The organism is Ruegeria sp. SAZA006, assembly GCF_059613465.1.
The window spans coordinates 685,615-708,753 of record NZ_JBXWSO010000004.1 but is presented as its reverse complement, the minus strand read 5'-3'; the positions used below and the strand labels follow the sequence as shown (position 1 = coordinate 708,753).

22 protein-coding genes are annotated in these 23,139 nt (G+C 62.6%); 16 read left to right on the top strand and 6 right to left on the bottom strand.

Translation table 11 applies throughout. From position 1 onward, the window contains the following. Positions 1–15: 15 nt before the first annotated feature. The 6 genes from AC2FNZ_RS06255 to dusB all read right to left on the bottom strand — a co-directional run bounded on the left by AC2FNZ_RS06255 (position 16) and on the right by dusB (position 7,899). Positions 16–588, bottom strand: a complete 573-nt coding sequence (locus tag AC2FNZ_RS06255; protein ID WP_496839884.1) for a helix-turn-helix domain-containing protein — start codon at positions 586–588, stop codon at positions 16–18. A gap of 40 nt (positions 589–628) precedes the next feature. Beyond that, positions 629–2,038: a nitrogen assimilation response regulator NtrX gene (ntrX, locus tag AC2FNZ_RS06250; RefSeq protein ID WP_170338876.1), complete on the bottom strand. Its 1,410-nt coding sequence runs from the start codon at positions 2,036–2,038 to the stop codon at positions 629–631. Next, positions 2,035–4,323: a sensor histidine kinase NtrY-like gene (locus AC2FNZ_RS06245; protein WP_496839883.1), complete on the bottom strand. Its 2,289-nt coding sequence runs from the start codon at positions 4,321–4,323 to the stop codon at positions 2,035–2,037. The genes ntrX and AC2FNZ_RS06245 overlap by 4 nt, the downstream gene beginning before the upstream one ends. A 99-nt stretch (positions 4,324–4,422) precedes the next feature. Beyond that, the gene (locus AC2FNZ_RS06240) at positions 4,423–5,790 is read right to left on the bottom strand and encodes a response regulator (RefSeq protein ID WP_170338872.1); all 1,368 of its coding nucleotides are present in this window, start codon (positions 5,788–5,790) and stop codon (positions 4,423–4,425) included. A 16-nt stretch (positions 5,791–5,806) separates the two neighbouring features. Further along, on the bottom strand, positions 5,807–6,886 hold the full coding sequence (locus AC2FNZ_RS06235; RefSeq protein WP_170595314.1) for a two-component system sensor histidine kinase NtrB: 1,080 nt from the start codon (positions 6,884–6,886) through the stop codon (positions 5,807–5,809). Next, on the bottom strand, positions 6,883–7,899 hold the full coding sequence (gene dusB, locus AC2FNZ_RS06230) for a tRNA dihydrouridine synthase DusB (protein WP_496839882.1): 1,017 nt from the start codon (positions 7,897–7,899) through the stop codon (positions 6,883–6,885). Before dusB ends, AC2FNZ_RS06235 begins: the two co-directional genes overlap by 4 nt. 152 nt (positions 7,900–8,051) lie before the next feature. On the opposite strand from dusB, the gene AC2FNZ_RS06225 reads away from it, so the two are divergent. The 16 genes from AC2FNZ_RS06225 to AC2FNZ_RS06150 all read left to right on the top strand — a co-directional run bounded on the left by AC2FNZ_RS06225 (position 8,052) and on the right by AC2FNZ_RS06150 (position 23,101). Continuing rightward, positions 8,052–9,182, top strand: coding sequence for a bifunctional 2-C-methyl-D-erythritol 4-phosphate cytidylyltransferase/2-C-methyl-D-erythritol 2,4-cyclodiphosphate synthase (locus AC2FNZ_RS06225; RefSeq protein WP_496839881.1), 1,131 nt, complete (start codon positions 8,052–8,054; stop codon positions 9,180–9,182). Beyond that, positions 9,179–9,676, top strand: coding sequence for a phosphatidylglycerophosphatase A family protein (locus AC2FNZ_RS06220; protein WP_496832897.1), 498 nt, complete (start codon positions 9,179–9,181; stop codon positions 9,674–9,676). Before AC2FNZ_RS06225 ends, AC2FNZ_RS06220 begins: the two co-directional genes overlap by 4 nt. Then, positions 9,673–10,149 carry a CinA family protein gene (locus tag AC2FNZ_RS06215; RefSeq protein ID WP_496832896.1) on the top strand — a complete coding sequence of 159 codons (477 nt, stop codon included), beginning with the start codon at positions 9,673–9,675 and terminating at the stop codon, positions 10,147–10,149. The genes AC2FNZ_RS06220 and AC2FNZ_RS06215 overlap by 4 nt, the downstream gene beginning before the upstream one ends. A gap of 180 nt (positions 10,150–10,329) precedes the next feature. Then, entirely contained in the window at positions 10,330–11,511 is a 1,182-nt protein-coding gene (locus tag AC2FNZ_RS06210; RefSeq protein ID WP_170390325.1) for an ammonium transporter, read from the top strand. A 146-nt stretch (positions 11,512–11,657) separates the two neighbouring features. After that, on the top strand, positions 11,658–12,335 hold the full coding sequence (locus AC2FNZ_RS06205) for an orotate phosphoribosyltransferase (protein WP_496839880.1): 678 nt from the start codon (positions 11,658–11,660) through the stop codon (positions 12,333–12,335). A 201-nt stretch (positions 12,336–12,536) separates the two neighbouring features. Beyond that, positions 12,537–14,027, top strand: a complete 1,491-nt coding sequence (locus tag AC2FNZ_RS06200) for a replicative DNA helicase (RefSeq protein WP_093962248.1) — start codon at positions 12,537–12,539, stop codon at positions 14,025–14,027. Between the two features lie 231 nt (positions 14,028–14,258). Next, positions 14,259–15,293 (top strand): alanine racemase, encoded by a 1,035-nt coding sequence (gene alr, locus AC2FNZ_RS06195; RefSeq protein ID WP_496839879.1) that lies wholly within the window; start codon positions 14,259–14,261, stop codon positions 15,291–15,293. Further along, a complete protein-coding gene (locus AC2FNZ_RS06190; RefSeq protein ID WP_170338351.1) occupies positions 15,290–16,072 on the top strand; it encodes an MlaE family ABC transporter permease in 783 nt (260 codons plus the stop codon). The genes alr and AC2FNZ_RS06190 overlap by 4 nt, the downstream gene beginning before the upstream one ends. Next, complete coding sequence (locus AC2FNZ_RS06185; RefSeq protein WP_496839878.1) at positions 16,069–16,815, top strand: ABC transporter ATP-binding protein; 747 nt, start codon at positions 16,069–16,071, stop codon at positions 16,813–16,815. Before AC2FNZ_RS06190 ends, AC2FNZ_RS06185 begins: the two co-directional genes overlap by 4 nt. Continuing rightward, positions 16,815–17,207, top strand: coding sequence for a hypothetical protein (locus AC2FNZ_RS06180; protein ID WP_496839876.1), 393 nt, complete (start codon positions 16,815–16,817; stop codon positions 17,205–17,207). Before AC2FNZ_RS06185 ends, AC2FNZ_RS06180 begins: the two co-directional genes overlap by 1 nt. A 10-nt stretch (positions 17,208–17,217) precedes the next feature. After that, a complete protein-coding gene (locus AC2FNZ_RS06175) occupies positions 17,218–17,670 on the top strand; it encodes a paraquat-inducible protein A (protein WP_496839874.1) in 453 nt (150 codons plus the stop codon). A gap of 149 nt (positions 17,671–17,819) precedes the next feature. After that, the gene (locus AC2FNZ_RS06170; protein ID WP_496832892.1) at positions 17,820–18,602 is read left to right on the top strand and encodes a DNA repair protein; all 783 of its coding nucleotides are present in this window, start codon (positions 17,820–17,822) and stop codon (positions 18,600–18,602) included. A gap of 133 nt (positions 18,603–18,735) precedes the next feature. Further along, the gene (gene radA / locus AC2FNZ_RS06165) at positions 18,736–20,100 is read left to right on the top strand and encodes a DNA repair protein RadA (protein ID WP_496839872.1); all 1,365 of its coding nucleotides are present in this window, start codon (positions 18,736–18,738) and stop codon (positions 20,098–20,100) included. A 40-nt stretch (positions 20,101–20,140) separates the two neighbouring features. After that, complete coding sequence (locus AC2FNZ_RS06160; protein ID WP_093962256.1) at positions 20,141–20,710, top strand: CvpA family protein; 570 nt, start codon at positions 20,141–20,143, stop codon at positions 20,708–20,710. A gap of 497 nt (positions 20,711–21,207) precedes the next feature. Continuing rightward, a complete protein-coding gene (purF, locus tag AC2FNZ_RS06155; protein ID WP_093962976.1) occupies positions 21,208–22,668 on the top strand; it encodes an amidophosphoribosyltransferase in 1,461 nt (486 codons plus the stop codon). Positions 22,669–22,852: 184 nt separating this feature from the next. Next, on the top strand, positions 22,853–23,101 hold the full coding sequence (locus AC2FNZ_RS06150) for a hypothetical protein (RefSeq protein WP_093962257.1): 249 nt from the start codon (positions 22,853–22,855) through the stop codon (positions 23,099–23,101). Positions 23,102–23,139 lie beyond the last annotated feature (38 nt).

The following is a 23,139-nucleotide window of genomic DNA, read 5'->3' as shown; positions in this document are numbered from 1 at the left end:
AGGTGAACGCATATATTATGCGGCGCGTACGCGCGTGCCGCTGACCAGGCGCACTGGGGTTCCATCGGCCAGATACAGCCGCTCCCATACGATTTGGCCTGCGCTGATGGTGATCTGGTCGTGCACAACCTGGGAAGTGATGAAAGCCTTGGGATTTGGCGCCTGCAGGTCCCACCAACCCTCGTCCGTCAACTCCATTTCGGCCTGGCGGATCTCGTCGGTGGCAAACTGCCACAGCGACACCCCCAACAACGAGTGCTGGCTGGCTGACCAATCCCGTGCGCGGCTGGGTGAATAGGCCAGACAAACATGGCTCGCCTCGTCCACCAGATGCAGACAGGCATGCGAACTGCCGACAAGCCGCTTCAGTGCTGCATCGTCGGCGCGGTGATCCGAAAGCGCCGCGAAAACCGCGGCCTGTTGTTCAGGGCTTGGGGTCTGGACCCCGTTTTCCCAGCGCGAAACCGTGGCCTGATCGACCCGCATCACATGTGCAAGCGCCGCCTGCTTCATCCCAGTGGCCCGCCGAAGCCGTTTGAGACGACGACCAAAGGCGGGAAATCCCCGCTGGATCATCGATAGCGTCATGGCCGGGCACCTCCCGTTGTCCTGCCGGTATGGCCGGCTCCTATTCCGCCGGTTCAGGCTCGTCCAGTTGCGCCACCCGCGCGCCTGACTTGTTCGACGTCACCACACCCAGCGATTTCAGCTTGCGGTGCAAGGCGCTGCGTTCCATTCCAACGAAACTGGCCGTGCGGCTGATATTGCCGCCAAAGCGATTGATCTGGGTCAGCAGATACTCACGCTCGAACGCTTCGCGCGCCTCGCGCAGTGGCAGCGTTGCCAGAGCGCCCGACAGCACGACCCGGCCGGAATCGTCGGCCTTTTCCTCTTCATTCGGCAATTCCCGCGCTTCGATCGGTCCGGTGCCATCACCAAGGATCAAAACCCGCTCGACCAGGTTCTTCAACTGGCGCACGTTGCCGGGCCAACTCATGGTCTGCAGCAGGGCCACGGCCTCTTCCGACAACTCGCGCACAGGGAGGCCCTGGGTTTCGTTGCACATCTCGATGAAATGCTTGGCCAGGACAGGTATATCCTCGCGCCGTTCTTCCAAAGACGGCACCGCGATCGGGACGACGTTGAGGCGGTGATACAGCTCTTCGCGGAACCGGTCCGCGGCAATCTCGGTTTCAAGGTCGCGGTTTGTGGAAGAGATCACACGCAGATCGACACGGACGTTGTCCGAGCCACCCACCCGCTGAAACTGCTGATCGACGAGGACGCGCAGGATCTTGGACTGCGTGCCCAACGGCATGTCGGCAACCTCGTCGAAATAGACCACACCGCCATGGGCCTGTTCGAGCAGACCGGACTCAACGCCACGCTCGGCGGATTCACGGCCGAACAGCACTTCTTCCATGCGTTCGGGCTCGACCCCTGCGCAGTTGACCGTGACAAAGGGCGCGTTCGCCCGGTTCGAGTGCGCATGAATGTAGCGCGCGGCGATTTCCTTGCCCGATCCAGCAGGACCACGCAGCATGACCCGACCGTTGGATTTGGTCACCTTGTCCAACTGGCTGAGCATCGCGCGGAACGCAGCCGACTTACCGATCATGTCGGAATTGCTGACTTCCTTGCGCTTGAGCGAGGCATTCTCGCGACGAAGGCGCGAAGTTTCCATCGCGCGGCGGATTACCACCATCAACTGGTCGATGTTGAAGGGCTTCTCGATGAAATCATATGCCCCCTGCTTGATCGCCGCGACGGCGATTTCGATATTTCCGTGCCCCGATATGATCACCACCGGAACATCCGGATTGTCGCGTTTGACCGCCTTCAGAATGTCGATTCCATCCATGCGGCTGTCCTTGAGCCAAATATCCAGGATCAGCAGCCCGGGTGGTTCTGCGTTGATCGCGGCCATGCACTCGTCCGAGTTGCCGGCCAGCCGGGTGGAATATCCTTCGTCCTCCAGAATGTCGGACACCAGTTCGCGAATATCGCGCTCGTCATCTACGATCAGAATGTCACTCATCTTTGGCCTGCTTTCAGTGTTTTGGTTTTAATTGCCTGCTTCTGCGGCGCTGCGACCGGGGCCGTGTTGGCCTTCGGCAACCGGATCACGGCCATTGCGCCAAAATGGTCCTGTCCGTCGAACACGGGCGCATCCTCAAGGGTCAGCGAACCGCCGTGTTCTTCAATGATTTTCTTGACGATGGGCAGGCCCAGGCCAGTCCCTTCGTCGCGCGTGGTCACATATGGCTCGAACAGCCGCGCCCGGTCTTCCGGCAGCCCGATGCCGTTGTCGGCGATGGTAATCAGTGTTCCGTCGTCATCCGTGGACAGGCGCACCTTTATCTGCGGGCTGAGGTTGTCGGGCGGACCCTTCTTTTTCAGGGTTTCGATGGCTTCGCCGGCGTTCTTGATCAGATTTGTGAGCGCCTGGTTCAGCATCGTCGCGTCCACATCGGCCGAAACAGGCTGGTCCGGGATCTCCGCGTCGATCTGAACGTCTGGCTGACCGGCCTGCTGCAGCAGAACCGCCTCGCGCACCAGGCCCGCGATGTCTTCCTCGTGCCGGTCGGGCTCGGGCATACGGGCAAACTTCGAGAATTCGTCCACGATCCGGCGCAGATCGTTGGTCTGGCGAACGATCACGTCGGTCATGGATTCAAGGCTGGCGCTGTCCTCTTCATCCAGCTTCCGCGCAAACTTCCGCCGGATGCGTTCGGCGCTCAGCTGAATGGGGGTCAGCGGGTTCTTGATCTCATGCGCGATGCGGCGGGCCACGTCCCCCCAGGCCGCCATACGCTGGGCGCTGACCAGATCGGTCACGTCGTCAAAGGCGACCACGTAACCTTCCAGCCTGCCGTCCTCGCCGCGTCGGGTTGCCATCCGGACCAGCAGGTTTTCCAGCTGTCCCTTGCGAGTGACCTTGATTTCGTCCTGAATTGCTTCCTGGTTGCCTTCTTTCAGCGCTTCGAACAAAGGCAGGAACTCGGGCACGGCGATGCCGATTGCCAATTGTTGCTCATGGCCCTTCCAGTCCAGCAAGCGCTCGGCCGATCGGTTGACGAATGTCACCTGACCATCCGGATCCACCCCGACAACGCCAGAAGTCACCGAGCTGAGCACCGAGTCGAACAGCCGGCGGCGGCTTTCGATCTGGCGGGTGTTTTCCAGCAGCGTACCCCGCTGCGCCTTCAATTGCCGGGTCATCTGGTTGAAGTACCGCCCCAGCATGGCGATTTCGTCGTCGCTGGCCTCCTCGATGACCTGCACGTCCAGATCACCGGCCCCTACCCGCTGCGCGGCGGTGGTCAGGCGACCAACCGGGCGCGAGAGCCGCTCGGCGAACCACATGCCCAGCGAAACGGCCGCCAAAATAAGGATTACCGCGAACCCCAGATACAGCAGCCCGAACTCGAACAGCACCCTGCCGCGTTCGTTTTCCAACTGTTGATAGAACTGCGCGGTTTCCTTGGTGTCATCCAAAAGGGTCAACAACTGGCCATCTACGGCGCGACTGACATACAGGTATCGGTCCAGATAGGCGCGCAGCGGCACCAGAGCGCGAAATTCGTTGTTGGGCCAGTCCGCGATGATCAACAGACCCTCTTCTCGGGCCTGCTCCAACTGCTCGGGTTTCGGCGGTTCGTAGTTGAACAGATAAGACCTGTCTCCGCGGGCCCGGATTTCACCACTGCCGTCAATCACGTAGGCTTCGCGCAGTCCGCGCTGAATCTGTGCCTGCCCCTGGGCCAGCACCTCGCGCAGCTCGGCATCCGAGATGTAGAAGTCCAGCTTGCGTGCATTGTCAAGAAACCGCGCAAGAACCGTGGCATCCTGCGTCAGACCCTGTTCGTGCTCTTGTTCATAGGCCTCGGCGGCCGTCAGCGAAGATCCGACCACCTGCCTGACCCTGTCCGAGAACCATCCCTCAAGCCCGATATTCACGGTCAGACCGGCAAAAATCGCAACCGTCACCGTGGGCACCAGCGCCAACAGCGTGAACGCACCGATCAGCCTCAGGTGTAGGCGAGAGCCCGCCGATTTGGCCCGGCGCGCCGCAATAAGATTGCCCAACTGCCCCAGAACCAGGGCCGCCACGACCAGAATGTAGACAAGGTCTGCCAGCAGAATCAGCCGAAGCGTGGGGGCATTCGCACCCAGGTCAAACGGCCCGATTACAAGGTAGGTCGCAAGGGTCAGGACCGGCCCCAACACAACCAGCCCCAAGGTGCCGAAATTGCGCAGTTTCCGGGACTTACGCCACCGATTCAGGGATAATGCCGGCCGTTTCTGTGCCCGGGATACCACCGTCTGCCCTCATCCTGATGTGCCGCTTTCGCGGCGTACCGCCATATGTCGTGGTCTTTTCCGGGACTGTGCCCGGATGCCACGGTTTGTGTGGCGAGATTACATCAGTTTGCGTCGACGTGTCACCTGAATATCGAGATCCGTGATTTTTTTGCGCAGCGTGTTCCGGTTGATCCCCAGCAAATCGGCACATTTTGCCTGATTTCCTCCGGTCGCATCCAGAGCGATTTCGATCAACGGTGCCTCGACCTCGCGCAGAATGCGCTGGTACAGACCCGGTGGCGGCAGCATGTTTCCATGAAGGTCGAAGTAACGCCGCAGATGCCGCGCAACCGACGACGACAGTTTCTCTCGTTCGCTCCCGCTCAGCAGTGGTTCGGCCTCGGGCTGGCTGCCCAAGACGGCCTCGACCTCGGACTTGGTGATTTCGTCGGATCGGCTTGTCAGGCTCAGCCGCCGGATCGCGTTTTCCAGTTGCCGCACGTTGCCAGGCCAGGAATACCGGCGCACAAGTTCGATCGCGTCAGGGCCCAACCGCCGCTTTGTGCCGTTTTCGCGTTCTTCACGGGCCAGAAAATGCTCGGCCAGCAACAGGATGTCGTCGACCCGCTCGCGCAGGGCTGGCACATGGATGGTGGCACCGCAGAGGCGGTAGTAAAGGTCCTGCCGCACCCGCCCGCTTTCCATCGCCTCGGTCAGGTCCGACTGGCTGGTCGCCATGAAGCGCGGAACGTGGTCGCCGGGCGTATCCATCATCCGCACGATCCGGGCCTGGATTTCATCGTCCAGGTCTGCAATTTCGTCGATCAGCAAGGTACCGCCGCGCACTCGGGCCATGACCCGGGCCGGACCCTCCAAGTCGCGCAGGTCTGCTGCAGTAGCGGTCACGAAGGGCAGTGTCCGTCGGTCTGAGAAATCGTGAATTGCCCGCGCAATCAGAGACTTGCCCGTTCCACTTTCACCGGAAATCATGACCGAGAGATCGGTGTTCATGACCCGGGCAACCAACCTGTACAGGGCTTGCATCACCGGGGTCCGGCCGACCAATGGCAGCTCGTCGGGGCGGTCTTCCGATGTGTCTGCGGGTTCGATCTGAACCCGCTGCTTGCGGTCCAGAGCGCGGGCAGTACGCTTCATAAGATCCGGCAGGTCGAACGGCTTGGGCAAATAATCATAGGCATCCGCCTCGGCCGCTTGGATCGCCGTCATGATCGTGTTCTGGGCCGAGATCACGATCACCGGCAGGCCCGGCCGGTCCTGCGCGATCTTGGGCAGCATTTCCAGCCCGTTGCCATCGGGCATGACCACGTCCGAGATCACCACGTCGCCCTTGCCCTCGCCGACCCAACGCATCAGCGTCGTCAGGGACGAGGTCGCATGCACCTTGCAGCCCGCCCGCGTCAGGGCCTGGGTCAGAACCGTCCGGATCGTTCTGTCATCATCTGCAACCAGTACCGTGCCATCCATCTGGTGTTCTCCTTTATTATTCTTTGCCCTGCCCTGCCTCGCGCGGTGCGCGGCGCAGCGACAGCCGGAAGACTGTCCGCCCCGGAACCGACTCGGCCGTGATCCAACCGTCGTGGTCGGACACGATCTTGCTGACCAACGCCAGGCCAAGGCCGGTGCCGTTCTCCTTGCCGGATACGAACGGGTCGAAAATGTCGCCGCGGATGTCCTCGGGCAGGCCCGGGCCATCATCGATGATCTCGATCTGCAGCGGTAGCGAGTGGCCCGAGCCATCACTGCGCCGCAGACGGAAGGAATGTTCGAAATAGGTGTGCAGGCGGATCGTTCCGCCCTCGGGGCCGGCGGCCTCGGACGCGTTCTTGAGCAGGTTCAGAACCACCTGTAACAGCTGATCCGGGTCACCATAAGCCAGTGGCAGCGACGGGTCGTAGTCCTCGATTATGGTCATGTCCGCGCCAAAGCCCAGCAGCGCCGAGCGGCGCGCGCGGTCCAAAACATCGTGGATGTTGACCGGCTTGAACTCGGGCCGCGAGAGGTTTCCGAACTGCTCGACCTGCTCAAGCAACTTCACGATCCGGCGGCTTTCGGCCACGATAAGATCTGTAAGTTCAAGGTCTTGTGGGCCGATATTCATGCTCAGCAACTGCGCGGCACCGGTGATCCCGGCCAGCGGGTTCTTGATTTCATGGGCCAGCATCTCGGCCATGCCGATCGCCGACTGCGCCGCCGATTTGACCGTGTTGCCGCGGGTCATGCGGCTGGCCAGTTCGCGCGGCGAGACGATCATGATCATCGACCCTGGATGCCCCAGCAGGGGCGCTATCTGCAGCGCGCATTGCAGCGGCGCGCGATTGCCCGAGCCCACGTCCACGTCATTAACGAACAGCGGCGTGCCCTGCTCGCGGGCGCGCGTGAACGCCTCTTCCAACGGCGCGTCCACGGCGATCTGGTCCCAGACCGGATGCCCGACCACCGATTTGCGTGAGGCGTTAAGGAACCCCTCACCCGAGGAATTGACGTCGGCGATGCGATCCTCGGGGTCGATGATGAAGGCGGGAACCGGCAGCGATGCCCAGATGACCTGATCCGAAATCATGCTGCCACCTCGGCATTTTCCGTCAACGCGTCGCCGATCAACCGCAGAACCTCGGCCGGATCGCGCGAGGTCAGGACAGCGCGGCGCAGCGACGCCGGCGTTCCGGCCTCGTCCATGTACCAGCCCAGATGCTTGCGTGCGACACGCAGCCCCAGATCGGCGCCATAGAACCCCAGAATCGCTTCATAATGCGCCCGCACCATGTCGGCCAGATCGTCGCCCTCGGGAACCTCTGGCGCCGGCGTCCCCCACAACTCGTGCGCGATCTGCGCCAGCAGCCAAGGTTTGCCCTGCGCGCCACGGCCCACCATGACGCCATCCGCGCCCGACTGTTCCAGCGCTGCCTGCGCACGCCCAGGGCTGGTGATGTCGCCATTGGCCACGACCGGAATGCTGACGGCGTCCTTGACCGCGCGGATCGCGGCCCAGTCCGCCTCGCCCTTGTAGAACTGACAGCGCGTGCGCCCGTGGATCGTCACCATCTGGACGCCGGCCTCCTGCGCCCGCCGCGCCACGTCCGGCGCGTTCAGTAGCGTGTCGTCCCAGCCCAGTCGGGTCTTGAGCGTCACCGGAACGTCCACCGCGCCCACGACCGCCTCGATCAAGGTCAGGGCGTGGGCGGGCGTCTTCAACAGGGCCGAGCCGGAATAGCCGTTCGTCACCTTCTTGGCCGGGCAGCCCATGTTGATGTCGATCACCCGCGCGCCCCGGTCGGCAACCTGCCGTGCGGCCTCGGCCATCCAATAGGCGTCGCGCCCGGCCAGTTGTACGGCGGTGTTTTCCACATCCGCTGACAGCTCGGCCCGTTCGCGCACGCCGGGCTTGGCCTGCACCATTTCCTGGCTGGCGACCATCTCGCTGACCACCATCCCGGCGCCGAACCGCATGACGAGGTCGCGAAACGGCCGGTCGGTGATTCCGGCCATCGGCGCCAGCAGAACCGGCGGGGTCAAAGTTTTCTCGGCAATTCGCAGCGTCAACGTGCCTAATCCTTGAGCAATTGCGGTTTTCATATCGAATCCGGGGCATATGAACAACAAATCCGCGACCAACAAGCCCGCAAAATCATCATGTGCCTAATTTTTAATCGACTTACCGCGAGTGATTGCCTCTGCTTTCACCGCCGCCTAAACACGGAAGCCAAACGAAGGTCGGAAATTCAGACATGACAACCGCCGCAATCATCGTCGCCGCCGGGCGCGGCCTGCGCGCCGGAGGGGGCCAGCCCAAGCAGTGGCGCCCCTTGGCCGAGCGGCGTGTGGCCGACTGGACGATCGAGCGGATCAGGGCGCAGGTGCCACTGGTCGTGCTGGTCCTGTCCCCCGATGACCCCGAGGCTTGGGCGGACTTCGCCGACAGCGGCCTGATTCTTGCGCCCGGCGGCGCAGACCGGGCCGAATCCGTGCGCAACGGGCTGCAGGCGCTGGCCGATCGCGGCGTCAGCAAGGTTCTGATCCATGACGTAGCTCGGCCCTGTGTCAGCGCGCGGGTCATTGGTGACGTGCTGGCGGCCCTCGACACCCACGCCGCCGCGGCGCCGGGGCTGCCCGTCACCGATGCGCTGTGGACCGGAGAGAACGACCAGGTAACCGGCACCCGAGATCGCGCGGGCCTGTTTGCCGCGCAGACGCCGCAGGGGTTCCGCTATGACGCCATCGTCGCCGCGCATGCGGCGCATCCCGGCGGGGCCGCCGATGATGTCGAGGTTGCCCGCGCCGCCGGGATCGACGTGGCCATCGTTCCGGGCGACGCGGACAATCTGAAAATCACACGGCCCGAGGATTTTGCCCGGGCCGAACGCATATTGAGGTCAGACATGGATGTAAGGCTGGGCAACGGATATGATGTGCACCGGTTCGGGCCGGGCGATCACGTGATCCTGTGCGGCGTCGAGGTCCCGCATGAGCGGGGGCTGCAGGGCCATTCCGACGCGGATGTGGGCATGCACGCCGTCACCGACGCGATCTATGGCGCGCTGGCGCAGGGCGATATCGGCCAGCACTTCCCCCCTTCCGACCCGCAATGGAAAGGCGCCGCCAGCGAGATCTTTCTGCACCATGCGGTGGATCTGGCCGCGCGCATGGGCTTTCGCATCTCGAACGTCGACTGCACGCTGGTCTGCGAATACCCCAAGATCGGCCCGCACGCTGCGGCGATGCGGCAGAAAATGAGCGAAATCATGGGGCTGGACGCCGACCGCGTGTCGATCAAGGCCACCACGTCCGAGCGTCTGGGCTTTACCGGGCGCAAGGAAGGCATCGGCGCTATCGCGACCGCCTGTCTGGTGAAACCATGACCCTGGCGCGCCTGATCGGAACCGTGGGCGGGGTCGGTTACCTGCGCCCTGCCCCCGGCACCTGGGGCTCGCTGGCCGCACTGCCTTTGGCCTTGGCGCTGCACCTGCTGGGTGGCTTCCCGCTGCTGGCCGTCGCAACCGTCGCCGTCTTTGTGGCCGGCACCTGGGCCACAGGTGTCATGACCGCCGGGCAGGACGATCACGACCCTTCGGAGATCGTCGTCGACGAGGTCGCGGGCCAGTTCATCGCCATCTGGGCCGTGTCCTATCCAGCCTGGGCGCATGACATCGCGATCACCGCCCTGTGGCCGGGCTGGATCGCCGCGTTTTTGCTGTTCCGCTTGTTCGACATCACCAAACCCGGCCCCGTCGGCTGGGCCGACCGGCGCGGCGACCCCTTGGGCGTGATGCTGGACGACGTGATCGCGGGCGCGTTCGCGGCCGTGGGCGTTCTGATCCTGGCCGGGATCGCACATGGAGTACTGGGCCTATGACCATCGCCGAACTGCTCGACCGCGCCAAGGCGCTGAACGTCATGATCGCCACCGCCGAAAGCTGCACGGGCGGCATGGTTGCCGCCGCGATGACCGACATTCCCGGCAGTTCCGCCGTAGTTGACCGAGGCTTCGTCACCTATTCCAACGCCGCCAAGCAGGACATGCTGGGCGTGCGTGCCGAGACCCTGGCGGCCCATGGGGCCGTCTCTGAAGAGGTCGCCCGCGAAATGGCCGAGGGTGCGCTGGCGCATTCTCAGGCGCAGCTTGCGGTCTCGATCACCGGCATCGCGGGGCCCGGCGGGTCCGAGTTCAAGCCCGAGGGCCGGGTCTGTTTCGGCCTCGCCGTCACAGACCGCCCCACCCTGACCGAAACCGTCGAGTTCGGCGCCGCAGGCCGCGCCAATGTCCGACGCGCGGCGCGGGATCATGCGCTTAAGCTGCTGGAAAACGGGCTTTCCGAACTCGCCTAATTTTTCGGCATCTGCCCGGATACGGCGCACTTTTAGTCACCACTTGGAGAAAGGACGCCAAAACAGGCACCTTTTTCACACCATGCCTCTTTTTTCCTCGGCCGCCGTTCGGTTGAACCCACGGCACGTCACTCACACCGCGCCCCTTGGCGCAGCTACAGGAAAGAGGAGAACGGCCCAATGAACGGAGCCGATACCGCCTGGATCATCGTCGCGACGGCGCTGGTCTTGTTCATGACCTTGCCGGGCCTCGCCCTGTTTTATGGCGGGCTGGTGCGCGCCCGCAACGTGCTGAGCGTTTTCATGCACTGTTTCGCGATCGCCTGCTTGATGAGCATCCTGTGGCTGGTCGCCGGGTATTCGATCGCCTTCGGTGACGGCGGTTCGGGCCTGTGGGGCGGGCTGGGCAAGGCGTTTCTGAACGGCGTCGATGCCGACAGCCTGTCAGGCACCCTGCCCGAGGTGCTGTTCTTTGCCTTCCAGATGACCTTTGCCATCATCACCCCGGCTCTGATCGTCGGCGCCTATGTGGAGCGCGTGGGCTTTGGCTTCGTGCTGGTCTTCTCGGGCCTTTGGATGCTGCTGTGCTATGCGCCGGTGGTTCATTGGATCTGGGGCGGCGGCATCCTGACCGATGGCGGCATTCTGGGCGAGGTTGGCGTGCGCGATTTCGCCGGTGGCATCGTGGTGCACGAAACCGCAGGTCTGGCCGCTCTGATCATCGCGTGGGTCCTGGGGCCGCGCAGGAACCGCACCACCCCGCCGCACAACCCCGGATACGTCATGATCGGGGCCGCGATGCTGTGGGTCGGCTGGTTCGGCTTCAACGGCGGCTCGCAGCTGGCCGCGGATGGCGGCGCGGCCATGGCGCTGACGGTCACCCATATCTCGGCCGCCACCGCATCGCTCAGCTGGGCGCTGTGGGAGCGGATCAAGTACGGCAAGGCATCGCTGGTCGGTCTGGTCACCGGAACCATCGCGGGTCTGGCCTCGATCACTCCGGCCTCGGGCTATGTCGATCCGGTTCAGGCACTGATCATCGGCGCGGTCGCCGGTATCCTGTGCCAGGAGGCGGTGAACGTGGTCCGCAATGTGCTGAACATCGACGATACGCTGGACGTGTTCGCCGTGCACGGTGTGGGCGGCATTTTCGGCACCATCATGATCGCCGTCTTCGGCCTGGGCGCCTGGACCGCGCAGCTGGGCGGGCTGGTGATCGTGGGTGTCTTTACGTCAGTTGTCACATTTGTGCTGATCAAGGTGGTTGCGCTTGTCACCCCGCTTCGCGTAGACGCCGAGACCGAAACGAACGGGCTCGACCTGTCGGTCCACGGCGAACGGGCCTACGACATGAGCAGCTAAGCCCACCTTGGCTGTCTCGACTGCCCATCCGGGCATCAAGCGGACCTCTTGCGAGGTCCGCTTTTCTTTTGGGCCAACCCCTCTCGACATCGGGCCGGTCGGCAGGCTATCAGCCCGCAACGTCATTTCAGCACCGAGGTCCCGCCATGATCCCCAGTTCCTTTCCCGACAGCACGGAAATCGCCCGCCTGACCGCGCGGATGCTGCTGGAGATCAAGGCGGTGCATTTCAACGCGCGCGAGCCGTTCACGCTGGCCAGCGGTCTGCCCAGCCCCACCTATATCGATTGCCGCAAGCTGATCTCGTACCCGCGCATCCGGTCGACCCTGATGGATTTCCTGACGGTCACCGTCATGCGGAATGCCGGGTTCGAAGCCTTCGACAACATCGCCGGCGGTGAAACCGCGGGCATTCCCTTCGCCGCGATGGTGGCCGAGCGCATGGCCCTGCCGATGACCTATGTGCGCAAAAAGCCCAAGGGCTATGGCCGCAACGCCCGGATCGAAGGGGTCATGACCGAAGGCCAGCGCGTGCTTCTGGTCGAGGACCTGACCACCGATGGCGGCTCGAAACTGTCCTTTGTGGACGCGATCCGCGAAACGGGCGCCACCTGTGGGCATACGGCGGTGATCTTCTACTATGGCATCTTCCCCGAAACCGAGAAGACGCTGGGCGATCATGGCGTTCAGTTGCACCACCTGTGCACCTGGTGGGACGTTCTGGCCGAGGCCAAGGCGCAGGGCACGTTTGACGCGGAAACGCTGGACGGGGTCGAAGCCTTCCTGAACGACCCGCGCGGCTGGCAGGAGGCCAACAAGAGCTGACTATCTGGCCATTGTTGACGGCCGGGAAACACTGGCCGTCAGCCTTTCTGCCTATCCACAAGATGTTGACGAATGACCGGCCCCTGCGGCAAGATGCAGGAGCGGAAGATATGCACAGCATATCCCCAGAAAACATACAATTTGCCCCGACTCACGGGGCCGAGATATGACCTTTGTCCCATGAGGACAGCGAGAGCAGCAATGAACGAGATCAGCAGTATCGAGCAGGCAGCGGCGCAGATTCAGAACGCCGCGACCATGCCGCATTCCATCGAGGCCGAACAGCAGCTTCTGGGTGCGATCCTGACCAACAACGACCTGTATGACCGGGTCGCCTCGATCATCGGGCCCGAGCATTTCTATGACCCGGTCCATGCCCGTATCTATGAGGTCGCCGCCGCGCGCATCGCCAAGAACGCGCTGGCATCGCCGGTGACTCTGAAATCCTTCATGGCCGAGGACGAGGGTTTGAAGGAACTCGGCGGCCCGGCCTATCTGGTCAAGCTGGCCGGGGCCTCGATCAGCGCCTTCGCCGTGCATGACTATGCCCAGATGATCTATGATCTGGCGATCCGGCGCGAACTGATCCGGCTTGGCCGCGACATCTCGGACAAGGCCGCGCGGGTCGAAGTGGCCAGCGAACCCAAGGAACAGATCGTCGAGGCCGAACAGAAGCTCTACAAGCTGTCCGAACAGGGCCAGACCGAACAGGGGTTCAAATCCTTCCTCAAGGCTGTGACCGAGGCGGTGAATGTCACCAACGAAGCCTATCAGCGCGGCGGCGGCATGGCCGGGATTTCGACCGGGCTGGTCGACCTGGACAAACAGCTGGGCGGGTTGCACCCGTCGGACCTGATCATCCTTGCCGGGCGTCCGTCGATGGGTAAGACCTCGCTGGCGACCAACATCGCGTTCAACGTGGCCAAAGCCTATAAGCGGGGTCAGCGCGCCGATGGTACCGAGGGTGCGGTGGACGGCGGCGTCGTCGGTTTCTTCTCGCTGGAAATGAGCGCTGAGCAGCTGGCCGGACGGGTTCTGGCCGAGGCGTCCGAGATCTCCAGCCACAAGATCCGCCAAGGCGACATGACCGAGGAAGAGTTCCGCCGTTTCGTCGATGCGGCCAAAGCGCTGGAAGCCTGTCCGCTTTACATCGACGACACGCCGGCCCTGCCGATCTCACAGTTGGCGGCGCGCGCGCGTCGGCTCAAGCGGACGCATGGGCTGGACCTGCTGGTGATCGACTATCTGCAGCTGTGCCGCGGCATGTCCGACAATCGCGTGAACGAGATCGCCGAGATCTCGATGGGCATGAAGGCTATCGCGAAAGAGCTGAATATTCCCGTCATCGCCCTGTCGCAGTTGTCGCGTCAGGTCGAGAACCGCGACGACAAGCGCCCGCAGCTGTCCGACCTACGCGAATCCGGCTCGATCGAGCAGGACGCCGACGTGGTGATGTTCGTGTTCCGCGAGGAATACTACAAAGAGCGCGAAAAGCCTGGAGATCACGAGCTGGAGAAGATGGAAGAGTGGAAGCAGGCCATGGAACGCCTGCACGGCAAGGCCGAGGTCATCGTCGGCAAGCAGCGCCACGGCCCCATCGGCACGGTCGAGCTGTCCTTCGAAGCGCAGTTCACCCGCTTTGGCAACCTCGTCAAACCCTGGCAACAGGGTGGCCAGATCGAGGGCTACTAAGCTCATCAGAACCGAATCCATATCCCGCGGCCCAATGCGACGGATGAACGATCTGGATCAGCCAAAGGTTTTGGCCCGGATAGGCGGACAATGCTGGCGGGTTGTCCTACCCGCTTTCAAGCCCGTCCGGACCTGCGCATCCCGGCTACAAGCCGCCCATGGCAAGGACTTTACGCGCGTTTGCAGCGCATTCCCCCTTGACCTCGTGCGGCGCAATGTCATGAACGGGTCATGAGTACTGCACGTTTGACGATCAACCTTCATGCGCTGGCCAGTAACTGGCGGGCGCTGGACGCAAAAACCGATGTCGAGACCGGAGCCGTGGTCAAAGCCGACGCCTATGGTCTGGGCGCCGGACCTGTGGCCAACACGCTGGCCGAAGAAGGCGTCCGCAAGTTCTTTGTCGCCGTTACCGAGGAAGGTGCCGCCGTCCGTCAAGCGATTGGCCCCGGCCCGCTGATCTGCGTCTTTTCAGGCCATATGGAGGGCGACGCCGACCTGTTGCGCGATCACGACCTTGTGCCGCTGATCAACTCGCCCGAGCAATTCCAACGCCACCTGCAGGCGCTGCCGGTCCATCCGTTCGGGATACAGTTGGACAGTGGCATGAACCGCCTCGGGCTGGAGCCTTCCGACTGGGCCGCCCTGCGGAGCCGGGCCGAGGCGCTGAACCCTGTCGTGGTCATGTCGCACCTGGCCTGTTCGGACGAACCGGACCATCCCATGAACCGGCAACAGCTGAAAACCTTCCGCGAGATGACTGACGGCGTGTCGGCTCCGCGTTCGTTGGCGGCCACCGGTGGCCTGCTCCTGGGGCCCGAATTCCACTTTGATTTCTGTCGCCCCGGCATCGGCCTGTATGGCGGCTTGCCTTTTGCGGGCGCCAAACCTGTGGTCACCGTCGATCTGCCGGTGATACAGGTGCGCGATCTGGCAGTCGGAGAAACCGTCGGCTACGGCAACACGTGGAAGGCCCGACGCCCCTCGCGTATCGCAACCGTGGCAGCGGGCTATGCCGACGGGCTGCACCGCGCCATCGGTGGCGGCATCGACACGTTTGCCGGCGACCTGCCGTGCCCCGTCGTCGGACGCATCTCGATGGATCTGATCACCGTCGACGTGACAGACCTGCCGCACACACCCGAACGTCTGCGCATTCTGAACGGGCATCAGACGGTGGACGACCTGGCCGAGGCCGCAGGCACCATCGGGTACGAGATCCTGACCTCACTCGGCAGCCGCTATTCGCGGGGCTATGTCGAATGAATCCACTCGCATGGCTTGGCGAACTGGGCCGCGCGGTCCTGAACCTGCTGGCGGCGTTCGGCCGCGTGGCGCTGTTTGCGTTGGATGCTCTGTCACACATCTTTCGGCCACCGTTCTACCCGCGTGAGCTGGGCATGGCCCTGCTGAACATCGGCTGGCTGTCGCTGCCGGTCGTAGGCCTGACGACCATTTTCACCGGCGGCGCGCTGGCGCTTCAGATCTACGCCGGCGGCGCGCGTTTCAACGCCGAGGCCGTGGTGCCCCAGATCGTGGCGATCGGCATGGTCCGCGAATTGGGCCCTGTCATGGTCGGCCTGATGATTGCGGCGCGCGTCACCTCGTCGATCGCCGCCGAGATCGCCACAATGAAGGTGACCGAGCAGATCGACGCCCTGGTCACCCTGTCGACCCACCCGATGAAATACTTGGCGGCCCCGCGCGTTCTGGCCGCATTGATCACCGTGCCTGTTCTGGTTGCCGTGGGAGACATCATCGGCATCGCAGGCGGCTATGCGGTGGCGACGCAGAACCTCGGCTTTAACCCGGCAGCCTATCTGAAAAACACGGTCGATTTCCTCGAGCCGCTCGACATCCTGTCGTCGCTGGTCAAAGGGGCGGCGTTCGGCATGATCGCGGCGATCATGGGCTGCTATTTCGGCATGCATTCGGGACGCGGCGCGCAAGGCGTGGGCCGCGCAACCAAGGGCTCGGTCGAGGCCGCCGCTGTGCTGATCCTTGCCGCCAACTTCGTTCTCACGGGGGTGTTCTTCTCGCTATGATCCGAATGGAGAACGTACACAAGGCCTTCGGCGACAACCATGTTCTCAGGGGCATGAACCTCGAGATTGCCAAAGGCACGTCCATGGTGATCATCGGTGGTTCGGGCACCGGAAAATCCGTGGCGCTGAAATGCATCCTTGGCCTGATCAAACCCGACAGCGGCAAGATTTTTGTCGATGGGCAGGACGCCCAGACCGGTGACCGAGACGCCTTTCTGGCCAGGTTCGGGATGCTGTTTCAAGGCGCGGCCCTGTTTGACTCGCTGCCCGTCTGGCAGAACGTGGCCTTCCGCCTGCTGCGCGGCTCGCTGAAACGACCGACGGACGAGGCACGTGAAATCGCGATCGAGAAACTGCGCCGCGTGGGCCTGCGCGCCAATGTGGCAGATCTCTACCCGTCCGAACTGTCGGGCGGGATGCAGAAACGCGTGGGTCTGGCCCGCGCCATCGCCGCCGAGCCCGAGATCATCTTTTTCGACGAACCCACCACCGGCCTGGACCCGATTATGTCGGGCGTCATCAACGACCTGATCCGCGAGATCGTGACCGAAATGGGCGCCACCGCGATGACCATTACCCACGACATGAGCTCGGTCCGTGCGATTGCCGACAACGTGGCGATGCTGCATGACGGGGTGATCCAGTGGACCGGACCGGTCAGCCAGATGGATTCCTCGGGTGATCCTTATGTGGAGCAGTTCATCAGTGGGAGTGCGGAAGGGCCGATTGAGGCGGTGCGGTGATGGACCATGCAATACTCGTATTGCAGCAAGTTCTATTCTCCTACCCGGTGTCGGTAGCAATTGCGTGGTTTCTGATTCACTTCATCGGCGAAAAATCTGGCGTGCCACACTTCCTAAGAGCTGAGGTAGTCTTCCTCCCAGTAATCTTCTCTATGGCTGTGGGCATTTTGCCCGGAATGATAATTGGGGTTTTGCTGTCACAATTGTTTGGCATAACAGGTCCAATTTCTCTTTCGCCGATTTTGGCAGGATACGTCTTATCTGGGGCTGTTCTGCACTTCAAATTGCGATCTTCCGCATCATACAAATTGCAATCTGACCTCCTCATTGGAGCCATCTTCCTGCTCTATGCTGCTGGTATGGCGCTTTCTATCAAAGGCATGAGCACCTAATTCTAAAAAGATGACCCTCCGCCTCGCCACCCTCTCGCTGCTGTTCCTCTACCCCATCGCGTGGTTTGCCCCGTTGATGCGCGCAGGCCTGCTGCCGATCTTCGGCCTCAGCGAGATCAGCGTCATCACCGGCCTCCAATCTCTCTGGAAATCAGACATCTTCCTCGCACTGGTCGTCACCGTCTTTGCCCTGTTCGCCCCGTACGTCAAAACTATCGGAACTGCGCTGGTCCAATGGGACCTGCTGGACCCGCGTGTCCAACCGGCGCTGAACATCATGGGCAAGCTCGCCATGGCCGATATCTTCCTCATTGCGCTCTACATTACCTTGGCCAAGGGCATCTCATACGCAACGATCGAAACAGCGTGGGGCCTGTACCTGTTCACTGGCTGCATCCTTGCCTCGATCGCGCTGGGATACGTTACCGAAGTGAAACTTGGTTCACGAAACCTCCGGACCTGATTGATTGAAAACGCATTTCTGGCTATGATGGCCAATATTCGAGCAGCCAAGTCATTTTTGTTTCAGGGTCCGACGCGGACCGTCTTGCACGTTTGATGGATACTCCGCCCGGGCCCGGTTTTGCCGGTTTCAAAAGGAGTAGGACTGCCATGGCCGCCCTCCATTCGATTTCAATTCATTTCCAGAACGTATTCCTGCGACTGACTTTTTTCCTGATCTGTGCCGCTGCCCTGTTTGCCGTATCCGCCACCATGCTTGCCGCCGTGAATGTCTGGCCTTGGCTGACGATGCAGGCTGGATTGGGCGGGCAGGACATCCCGAACGCAGGCATTTACATCCAGATCGGTCTGACCGCTCTGGTTCTGATGCTCGCCTTCTACCTGCCCTCCAGCGCGCGCATGATGGCGTTGGAAAACGCACATCGGAAGTTCTCGCTGCAAATGCAGGACGTGGTCGATGCCTACCAGATCGCCCATGCGGCCGACCGCAGCGGCGTGTTCGCGCTGGCCTCGGAGTTTGACGCGGTCAAGGAGCGCATGGCCTTCCTGCGCGATCACCCCGACTTGCAATCGCTGGAGCCCGAGATCCTTGAACTGGCCGCGCAGATGAGCCAGGTCAGCCACGAACTGGCCGAAACCTACGGCGCGGCCAAAGTTGCCCGAGCGCGGGCGTTCCTGCAACAGCGGCAGGAAGAGGTCGAACTGTTCCAGCAACGGATCGAAGACGCCCAGACCATACAGCATGAATTGCGCCAGTGGACCCGCGACATCGAGATCGAGGAGTCCATCGCCAAGGCGCAATTGGCCCGCCTGCGCGAGGAATTGTTCGAGCTTTTGCCCGAGCTGTCAGCCCAGTTGCAGACACCTCCGGACGACAGCGACCCGACCGCGTCGAGCGTCATCGCCATGCCCCCTCCCCGCGCCGCCGAATAGCCACTCACTCACCAGATGCGGCAGCATCTGCCGCGAAGGATGGCCCGCCCGAGCCTGACGCCGCGGCCCGTCAGTCCGGATTGAACACCGGAAGGGCTTGAAGAACCGCGCAAGCTCGGGCACGAATTGCGCCATGGCAAAGACGACGACTTTCACCTGCTCGGCCTGTGGCGCCTCGCATTCCCGCTGGTCCGGCCGCTGCGACGGCTGTGGCGAGTGGAACACCATAGTTCAAGAGGCCCCATTGTCGGCAGGCCCGGCCAAGAAATCGCTGGGCGGCAAACGCGGCCAGGCCGTCACCCTGACCGACCTGTCTACAGAAGAGGCCCCGCCGCCCCGCACAGTCTGCGGTGTCGAGGAACTGGACCGTGTCTTGGGCGGCGGGCTGGTCCCGGCCTCGGCCCTGCTGGTGGGCGGCGATCCGGGCATCGGCAAATCCACCCTGCTGTTGCAGGCCGCAGCGCGCTTTGCCCGGTCGGGGCTGAAAACCATCTATGTCTCGGGCGAGGAAGCCAGCGCCCAGGTCCGCATGCGCGCGCGGCGTCTTGGGCTCGAGGACGCGCCGGTGCAACTGGCAGCCGAGACCAACCTGCGCAACATCCTGACCACGCTGGAGGCCGAGAAACCCGGTCTTGCCATCATCGACTCGATCCAGACCATGTGGGCGGACAATGTCGACAGCGCACCGGGATCGGTCAGTCAGGTCCGCGCCGCCGCACACGAGCTGACCAGCTTTGCCAAGCGCCACGGTGTATCCATCATCATGGTCGGCCACGTCACCAAGGAAGGCCAAATCGCTGGCCCCCGCGTGGTCGAACACATGGTCGATACCGTCCTCTATTTCGAGGGCGAGCGCGGCCACCAGTTCCGCATCCTGCGCGCGGTCAAGAACCGCTTTGGCCCCGCCGACGAGATCGGCGTGTTCGAGATGACCGGGAAAGGTCTGGCGCAGGTCACCAACCCCTCGGCCCTGTTCCTTTCGGAACGCGGCAAACCCAGCCCCGGCTCGGCCGTTTTCGCAGGCATCGAGGGCACGCGGCCCGTGCTGGTCGAACTGCAGGCGCTGGTCGCGCCCTCGCCCCACTCACAGCCCCGCCGCACGGTCGTCGGGTGGGACAGCGGGCGGCTGGCGATGATCCTCGCCGTGCTCGAAGCGCGCTGCGGCATCCCCTTTGCAGGGCTCGACGTCTATCTGAACGTGGCCGGAGGCCTGAAGATCAGCGAACCCGCAGCCGACCTTGCCGTGGCCGCCGCCCTGCTGAGCGCGCGCGAGGACACCGCCCTGCCCGCCGACACCGTGGTTTTCGGAGAAATCTCGCTATCCGGGGCACTTAGACCAGCGCCGCAGACCGAAAACAGGTTGAAAGAAGCGCAAAAACTTGGTTTCACAGCAGCGATTGCTCCGGCAGGCGGCAAAACCGGTACTGTGGCAGGTCTGACACTCACCCGACCCTCTGATTTGGTCGGGTTTGTTGGCGAAACCTTCGGAGCAGGTTAAAGTCGCGCCTCGAGGGGCAGAAAAAGAACAGGCGAGGGCCATGGAAGGTTTTACAATAATTGACGGGCTCGTTGCCCTGATCATCGTGCTGTCGGGGATTCTGGCCTATTCGCGCGGCTTCATGCGCGAGGTCATGGCCATTGCAGGTTGGGTCGCCGCCGCAGTTCTGGCCTTCATCTTTGCACCGCAAGCCGTGCCGCTGGTCAAGGAAATCCCGGTGGTCGGAGACTTCTTGCGTGACAGCTGCGAATTGTCGGTGATTACGGGCTTTGCCGCAGTGTTTGCCATTGCGCTGATCGTGGTCAGCATCTTTACCCCGTTGTTCTCGTCCTTGGTACAGCGCTCGGCGTTGGGCGGGCTGGATCAGGCGCTGGGTTTCTTCTTCGGCATCGCCCGCGGCATTCTGCTGGTTGCCATCGCCTTCTTTGTCTACGACACCGTGATGACCGGCCAGTCCTACACGATCGTCGACGAAAGCCGCTCGGCCAAGGTATTCGAGCAGTTCAGCGACAGGATCGAAGAGCAGAACCCCGAAGCCGCCCTGGGTTGGGTGACCACCCAGTACGAAGAGCTTGTTGCATCCTGCACAGCGGATTCTCAGGGCCAGTAACAGCTTTAAGCCAAGCAAAACGAACCAGCCCGGCGGCCAGCCGGGCTTTTCTTTTGTCAGAGGGTCAGACGAACCCTTCGCCCCCACAAACCGAACAGCGGTTGGTTTTCAGGCCAAAGCATCCGTCACACCGGCTGAACTGGGGCTTGCCCAAGTGGTCTCGGCCCTTCAGGACTTCGCCCTTGCCGTTGCATATCTGGCAAGGTGCACGTCCCATTCCGCGGCACCGATGGCACCGGCGTTTGACGTGCTCTTCCTTTTTCTGGCCCGGTCGTCCCTGCCACATACCTGTTTTGCCCTCGGTCAAATGCTGCCGGCAACTTTCCACGCAGCGCGTTCAAAACACGGAAAACACTCATGTTCGCGGCCCCATCAAACCAGAAACCCGGCCTGCGGCAAAACGAATTATGATCCTTTGGTGACATGGGGGGCATTAGGCATTATGTGAGGGCCAACTCGCCATGGAATCGGAGCTGCCTGTCTTGCATAGCCCGCAGATGCCCCCCGCCCACCCGTTCGATGATGACAAGCTCCGCGAGGAATGCGGGATTTTCGGGGTCGTCGGCGTCAAGGATGCCGCCAATTTCGTTGCTCTTGGTCTGCATGCGCTGCAACACCGCGGGCAGGAAGCGGGCGGGATCGTCACCCATGATCCCGAACTCGGTTTCAACTCGGCCCGTCGATTTGGCTATGTGCGCGACAATTTCACCTCGTCCGACGTGATGGAAAGCCTGCCCGGACCGATCGGGATCGGCCATGTGCGCTATTCCACGGCCGGGTCCAAGGGCCAGACCGCCATCCGTGACGTACAGCCGTTCTTCGGCGAGTTTTCGATGGGCGGCGCCGCGATTGCGCACAATGGCAACATCACGAACGCCAATGCCCTGCGGCGCGAGCTGATCGAGCGCGGCTCGATCTTCCAAAGTTCGTCCGACAGCGAATGCATCATCCACCTGATGGCCCGCTCGCTGCAGCGCAACATCCCCGAACGGATGGAAGACGCGCTGCGCCGGGTCGAGGGCGCCTTCTCGGTGGTCGCCATGACCCGCACCAAGCTGATCGGCGTACGCGATCCGCTGGGCGTGCGCCCGCTGGTATTGGGCAAAATCGGCGATGGCTGGTGCCTGGCCTCGGAAACTTGTGCCCTGGACATCATCGGCGCCGAATTCCTGCGCGAGATCGAGCCCGGCGAAATGGTGGTAATCAATGCCCAGAACGGCGTTGAAAGCCACTTCCCGTTCCGCCGGCAACCCAGCAAATTCTGTATCTTCGAGCATGTTTACTTCTCGCGCCCAGACTCGATTCTGGGTGGACGCTCGGTCTATGAGACACGCGAAGCCATCGGACGCGAGCTGGCCAAGGAAAGCCCGGTCGAGGCGGATCTGGTCTGCCCCGTGCCCGACAGCGGCACGCCCGCGGCCATTGGGTACTCGCTGGAGTCGGGCATCCCCTATGCGATGGGGATCATCCGCAACCAATACATGGGTCGTACCTTCATCGAACCCACCGAACAGATCCGCAACATGGGCGTGCGACTCAAGCTAAACGTGAACCGCGCCCTGATCGAGGGCAAGCGGGTAATACTGGTCGACGACTCGGTGGTGCGCGGTACGACCAGCCGCAAGATCAAGGAAATGATCTTGGATGCCGGAGCGAAAGAGGTGCATTTCCGCATCGCCTCGCCGCCCACGGCCTGGCCTTGTTTCTACGGCGTGGACACGCCACAGCGCGAAAAGCTGCTGGCCGCCACCATGACCGAGGAAGAAATGACCAAGCATCTGGCGGTCGACAGCCTCAAGTTCATCTCGCTGGACGGGCTGTACCGGGCGGTCGGCGAATCGCAGGGCCGCAGCAAGGACTGCCCACAATACTGCGATGCATGCTTCTCGGGCGAGTATCCCGTCACTCCGGCGGACATGGTTGAACAAGGGTTCAAGATGCAACCGGCGGCCGAATAAGGCCGGAATTCAGAGACTTCTCCAAGGGGCCGCAGGGCCCCTTTTTTCATGGTGCGGATCAGCGTGGCGAAACATGGCCGAAACCTGTTGCACCGGCTTTTCCTTCCCTTTTGGCTCTGCTAGCCAACCGGCTGCTCACTCACGCAATCACACGGAGGCCGGGCCACCGGGCCGGCCAGTTTACATGGCAAATCCCAGAGTCGACAGCGCGGCCACCCAAAAGGGCGCGCTCAGCAAGAATGGTACGACCGTCCTGGGCGTCTTTGGCCCGCAGAACGACATGCGCGCCCTGATGCGCTCATCGTCTGGACGGGTGAAAGAGGTCAAGACAGGCAGCCGCTTTGGTTCGGGCACGATCGTAGCCATCGACAAAGACGGCATCATGCTGCGACAAAGCGGCCGGACCCAGCGCATCGCCATCCCCGGAAGTTGATCCGGGCTTGACGGGCTGCGCACTTGGGTTCAAACCCC

Coding starts and splice junctions, on each gene's coding strand:
- AC2FNZ_RS06255 (WP_496839884.1), bottom strand. CDS start 588: ATGACGCTATCGATGATCCAGCGGGGATTTCCCGCCTTTGGTCGTCGT.
- ntrX (WP_170338876.1), bottom strand. CDS start 2,038: ATGAGTGACATTCTGATCGTAGATGACGAGCGCGATATTCGCGAACTG.
- AC2FNZ_RS06240 (WP_170338872.1), bottom strand. CDS start 5,790: ATGGATGGCACGGTACTGGTTGCAGATGATGACAGAACGATCCGGACG.
- AC2FNZ_RS06235 (WP_170595314.1), bottom strand. CDS start 6,886: ATGATTTCGGATCAGGTCATCTGGGCATCGCTGCCGGTTCCCGCCTTC.
- dusB (WP_496839882.1), bottom strand. CDS start 7,899: ATGAAAACCGCAATTGCTCAAGGATTAGGCACGTTGACGCTGCGAATT.
- AC2FNZ_RS06225 (WP_496839881.1), top strand. CDS start 8,052: ATGACAACCGCCGCAATCATCGTCGCCGCCGGGCGCGGCCTGCGCGCC.
- AC2FNZ_RS06220 (WP_496832897.1), top strand. CDS start 9,179: ATGACCCTGGCGCGCCTGATCGGAACCGTGGGCGGGGTCGGTTACCTG.
- AC2FNZ_RS06215 (WP_496832896.1), top strand. CDS start 9,673: ATGACCATCGCCGAACTGCTCGACCGCGCCAAGGCGCTGAACGTCATG.
- AC2FNZ_RS06210 (WP_170390325.1), top strand. CDS start 10,330: ATGAACGGAGCCGATACCGCCTGGATCATCGTCGCGACGGCGCTGGTC.
- AC2FNZ_RS06205 (WP_496839880.1), top strand. CDS start 11,658: ATGATCCCCAGTTCCTTTCCCGACAGCACGGAAATCGCCCGCCTGACC.
- AC2FNZ_RS06200 (WP_093962248.1), top strand. CDS start 12,537: ATGAACGAGATCAGCAGTATCGAGCAGGCAGCGGCGCAGATTCAGAAC.
- alr (WP_496839879.1), top strand. CDS start 14,259: ATGAGTACTGCACGTTTGACGATCAACCTTCATGCGCTGGCCAGTAAC.
- AC2FNZ_RS06190 (WP_170338351.1), top strand. CDS start 15,290: ATGAATCCACTCGCATGGCTTGGCGAACTGGGCCGCGCGGTCCTGAAC.
- AC2FNZ_RS06185 (WP_496839878.1), top strand. CDS start 16,069: ATGATCCGAATGGAGAACGTACACAAGGCCTTCGGCGACAACCATGTT.
- AC2FNZ_RS06180 (WP_496839876.1), top strand. CDS start 16,815: ATGGACCATGCAATACTCGTATTGCAGCAAGTTCTATTCTCCTACCCG.
- AC2FNZ_RS06175 (WP_496839874.1), top strand. CDS start 17,218: ATGACCCTCCGCCTCGCCACCCTCTCGCTGCTGTTCCTCTACCCCATC.
- AC2FNZ_RS06170 (WP_496832892.1), top strand. CDS start 17,820: ATGGCCGCCCTCCATTCGATTTCAATTCATTTCCAGAACGTATTCCTG.
- radA (WP_496839872.1), top strand. CDS start 18,736: ATGGCAAAGACGACGACTTTCACCTGCTCGGCCTGTGGCGCCTCGCAT.
- AC2FNZ_RS06160 (WP_093962256.1), top strand. CDS start 20,141: ATGGAAGGTTTTACAATAATTGACGGGCTCGTTGCCCTGATCATCGTG.
- purF (WP_093962976.1), top strand. CDS start 21,208: ATGCCCCCCGCCCACCCGTTCGATGATGACAAGCTCCGCGAGGAATGC.
- AC2FNZ_RS06150 (WP_093962257.1), top strand. CDS start 22,853: ATGGCAAATCCCAGAGTCGACAGCGCGGCCACCCAAAAGGGCGCGCTC.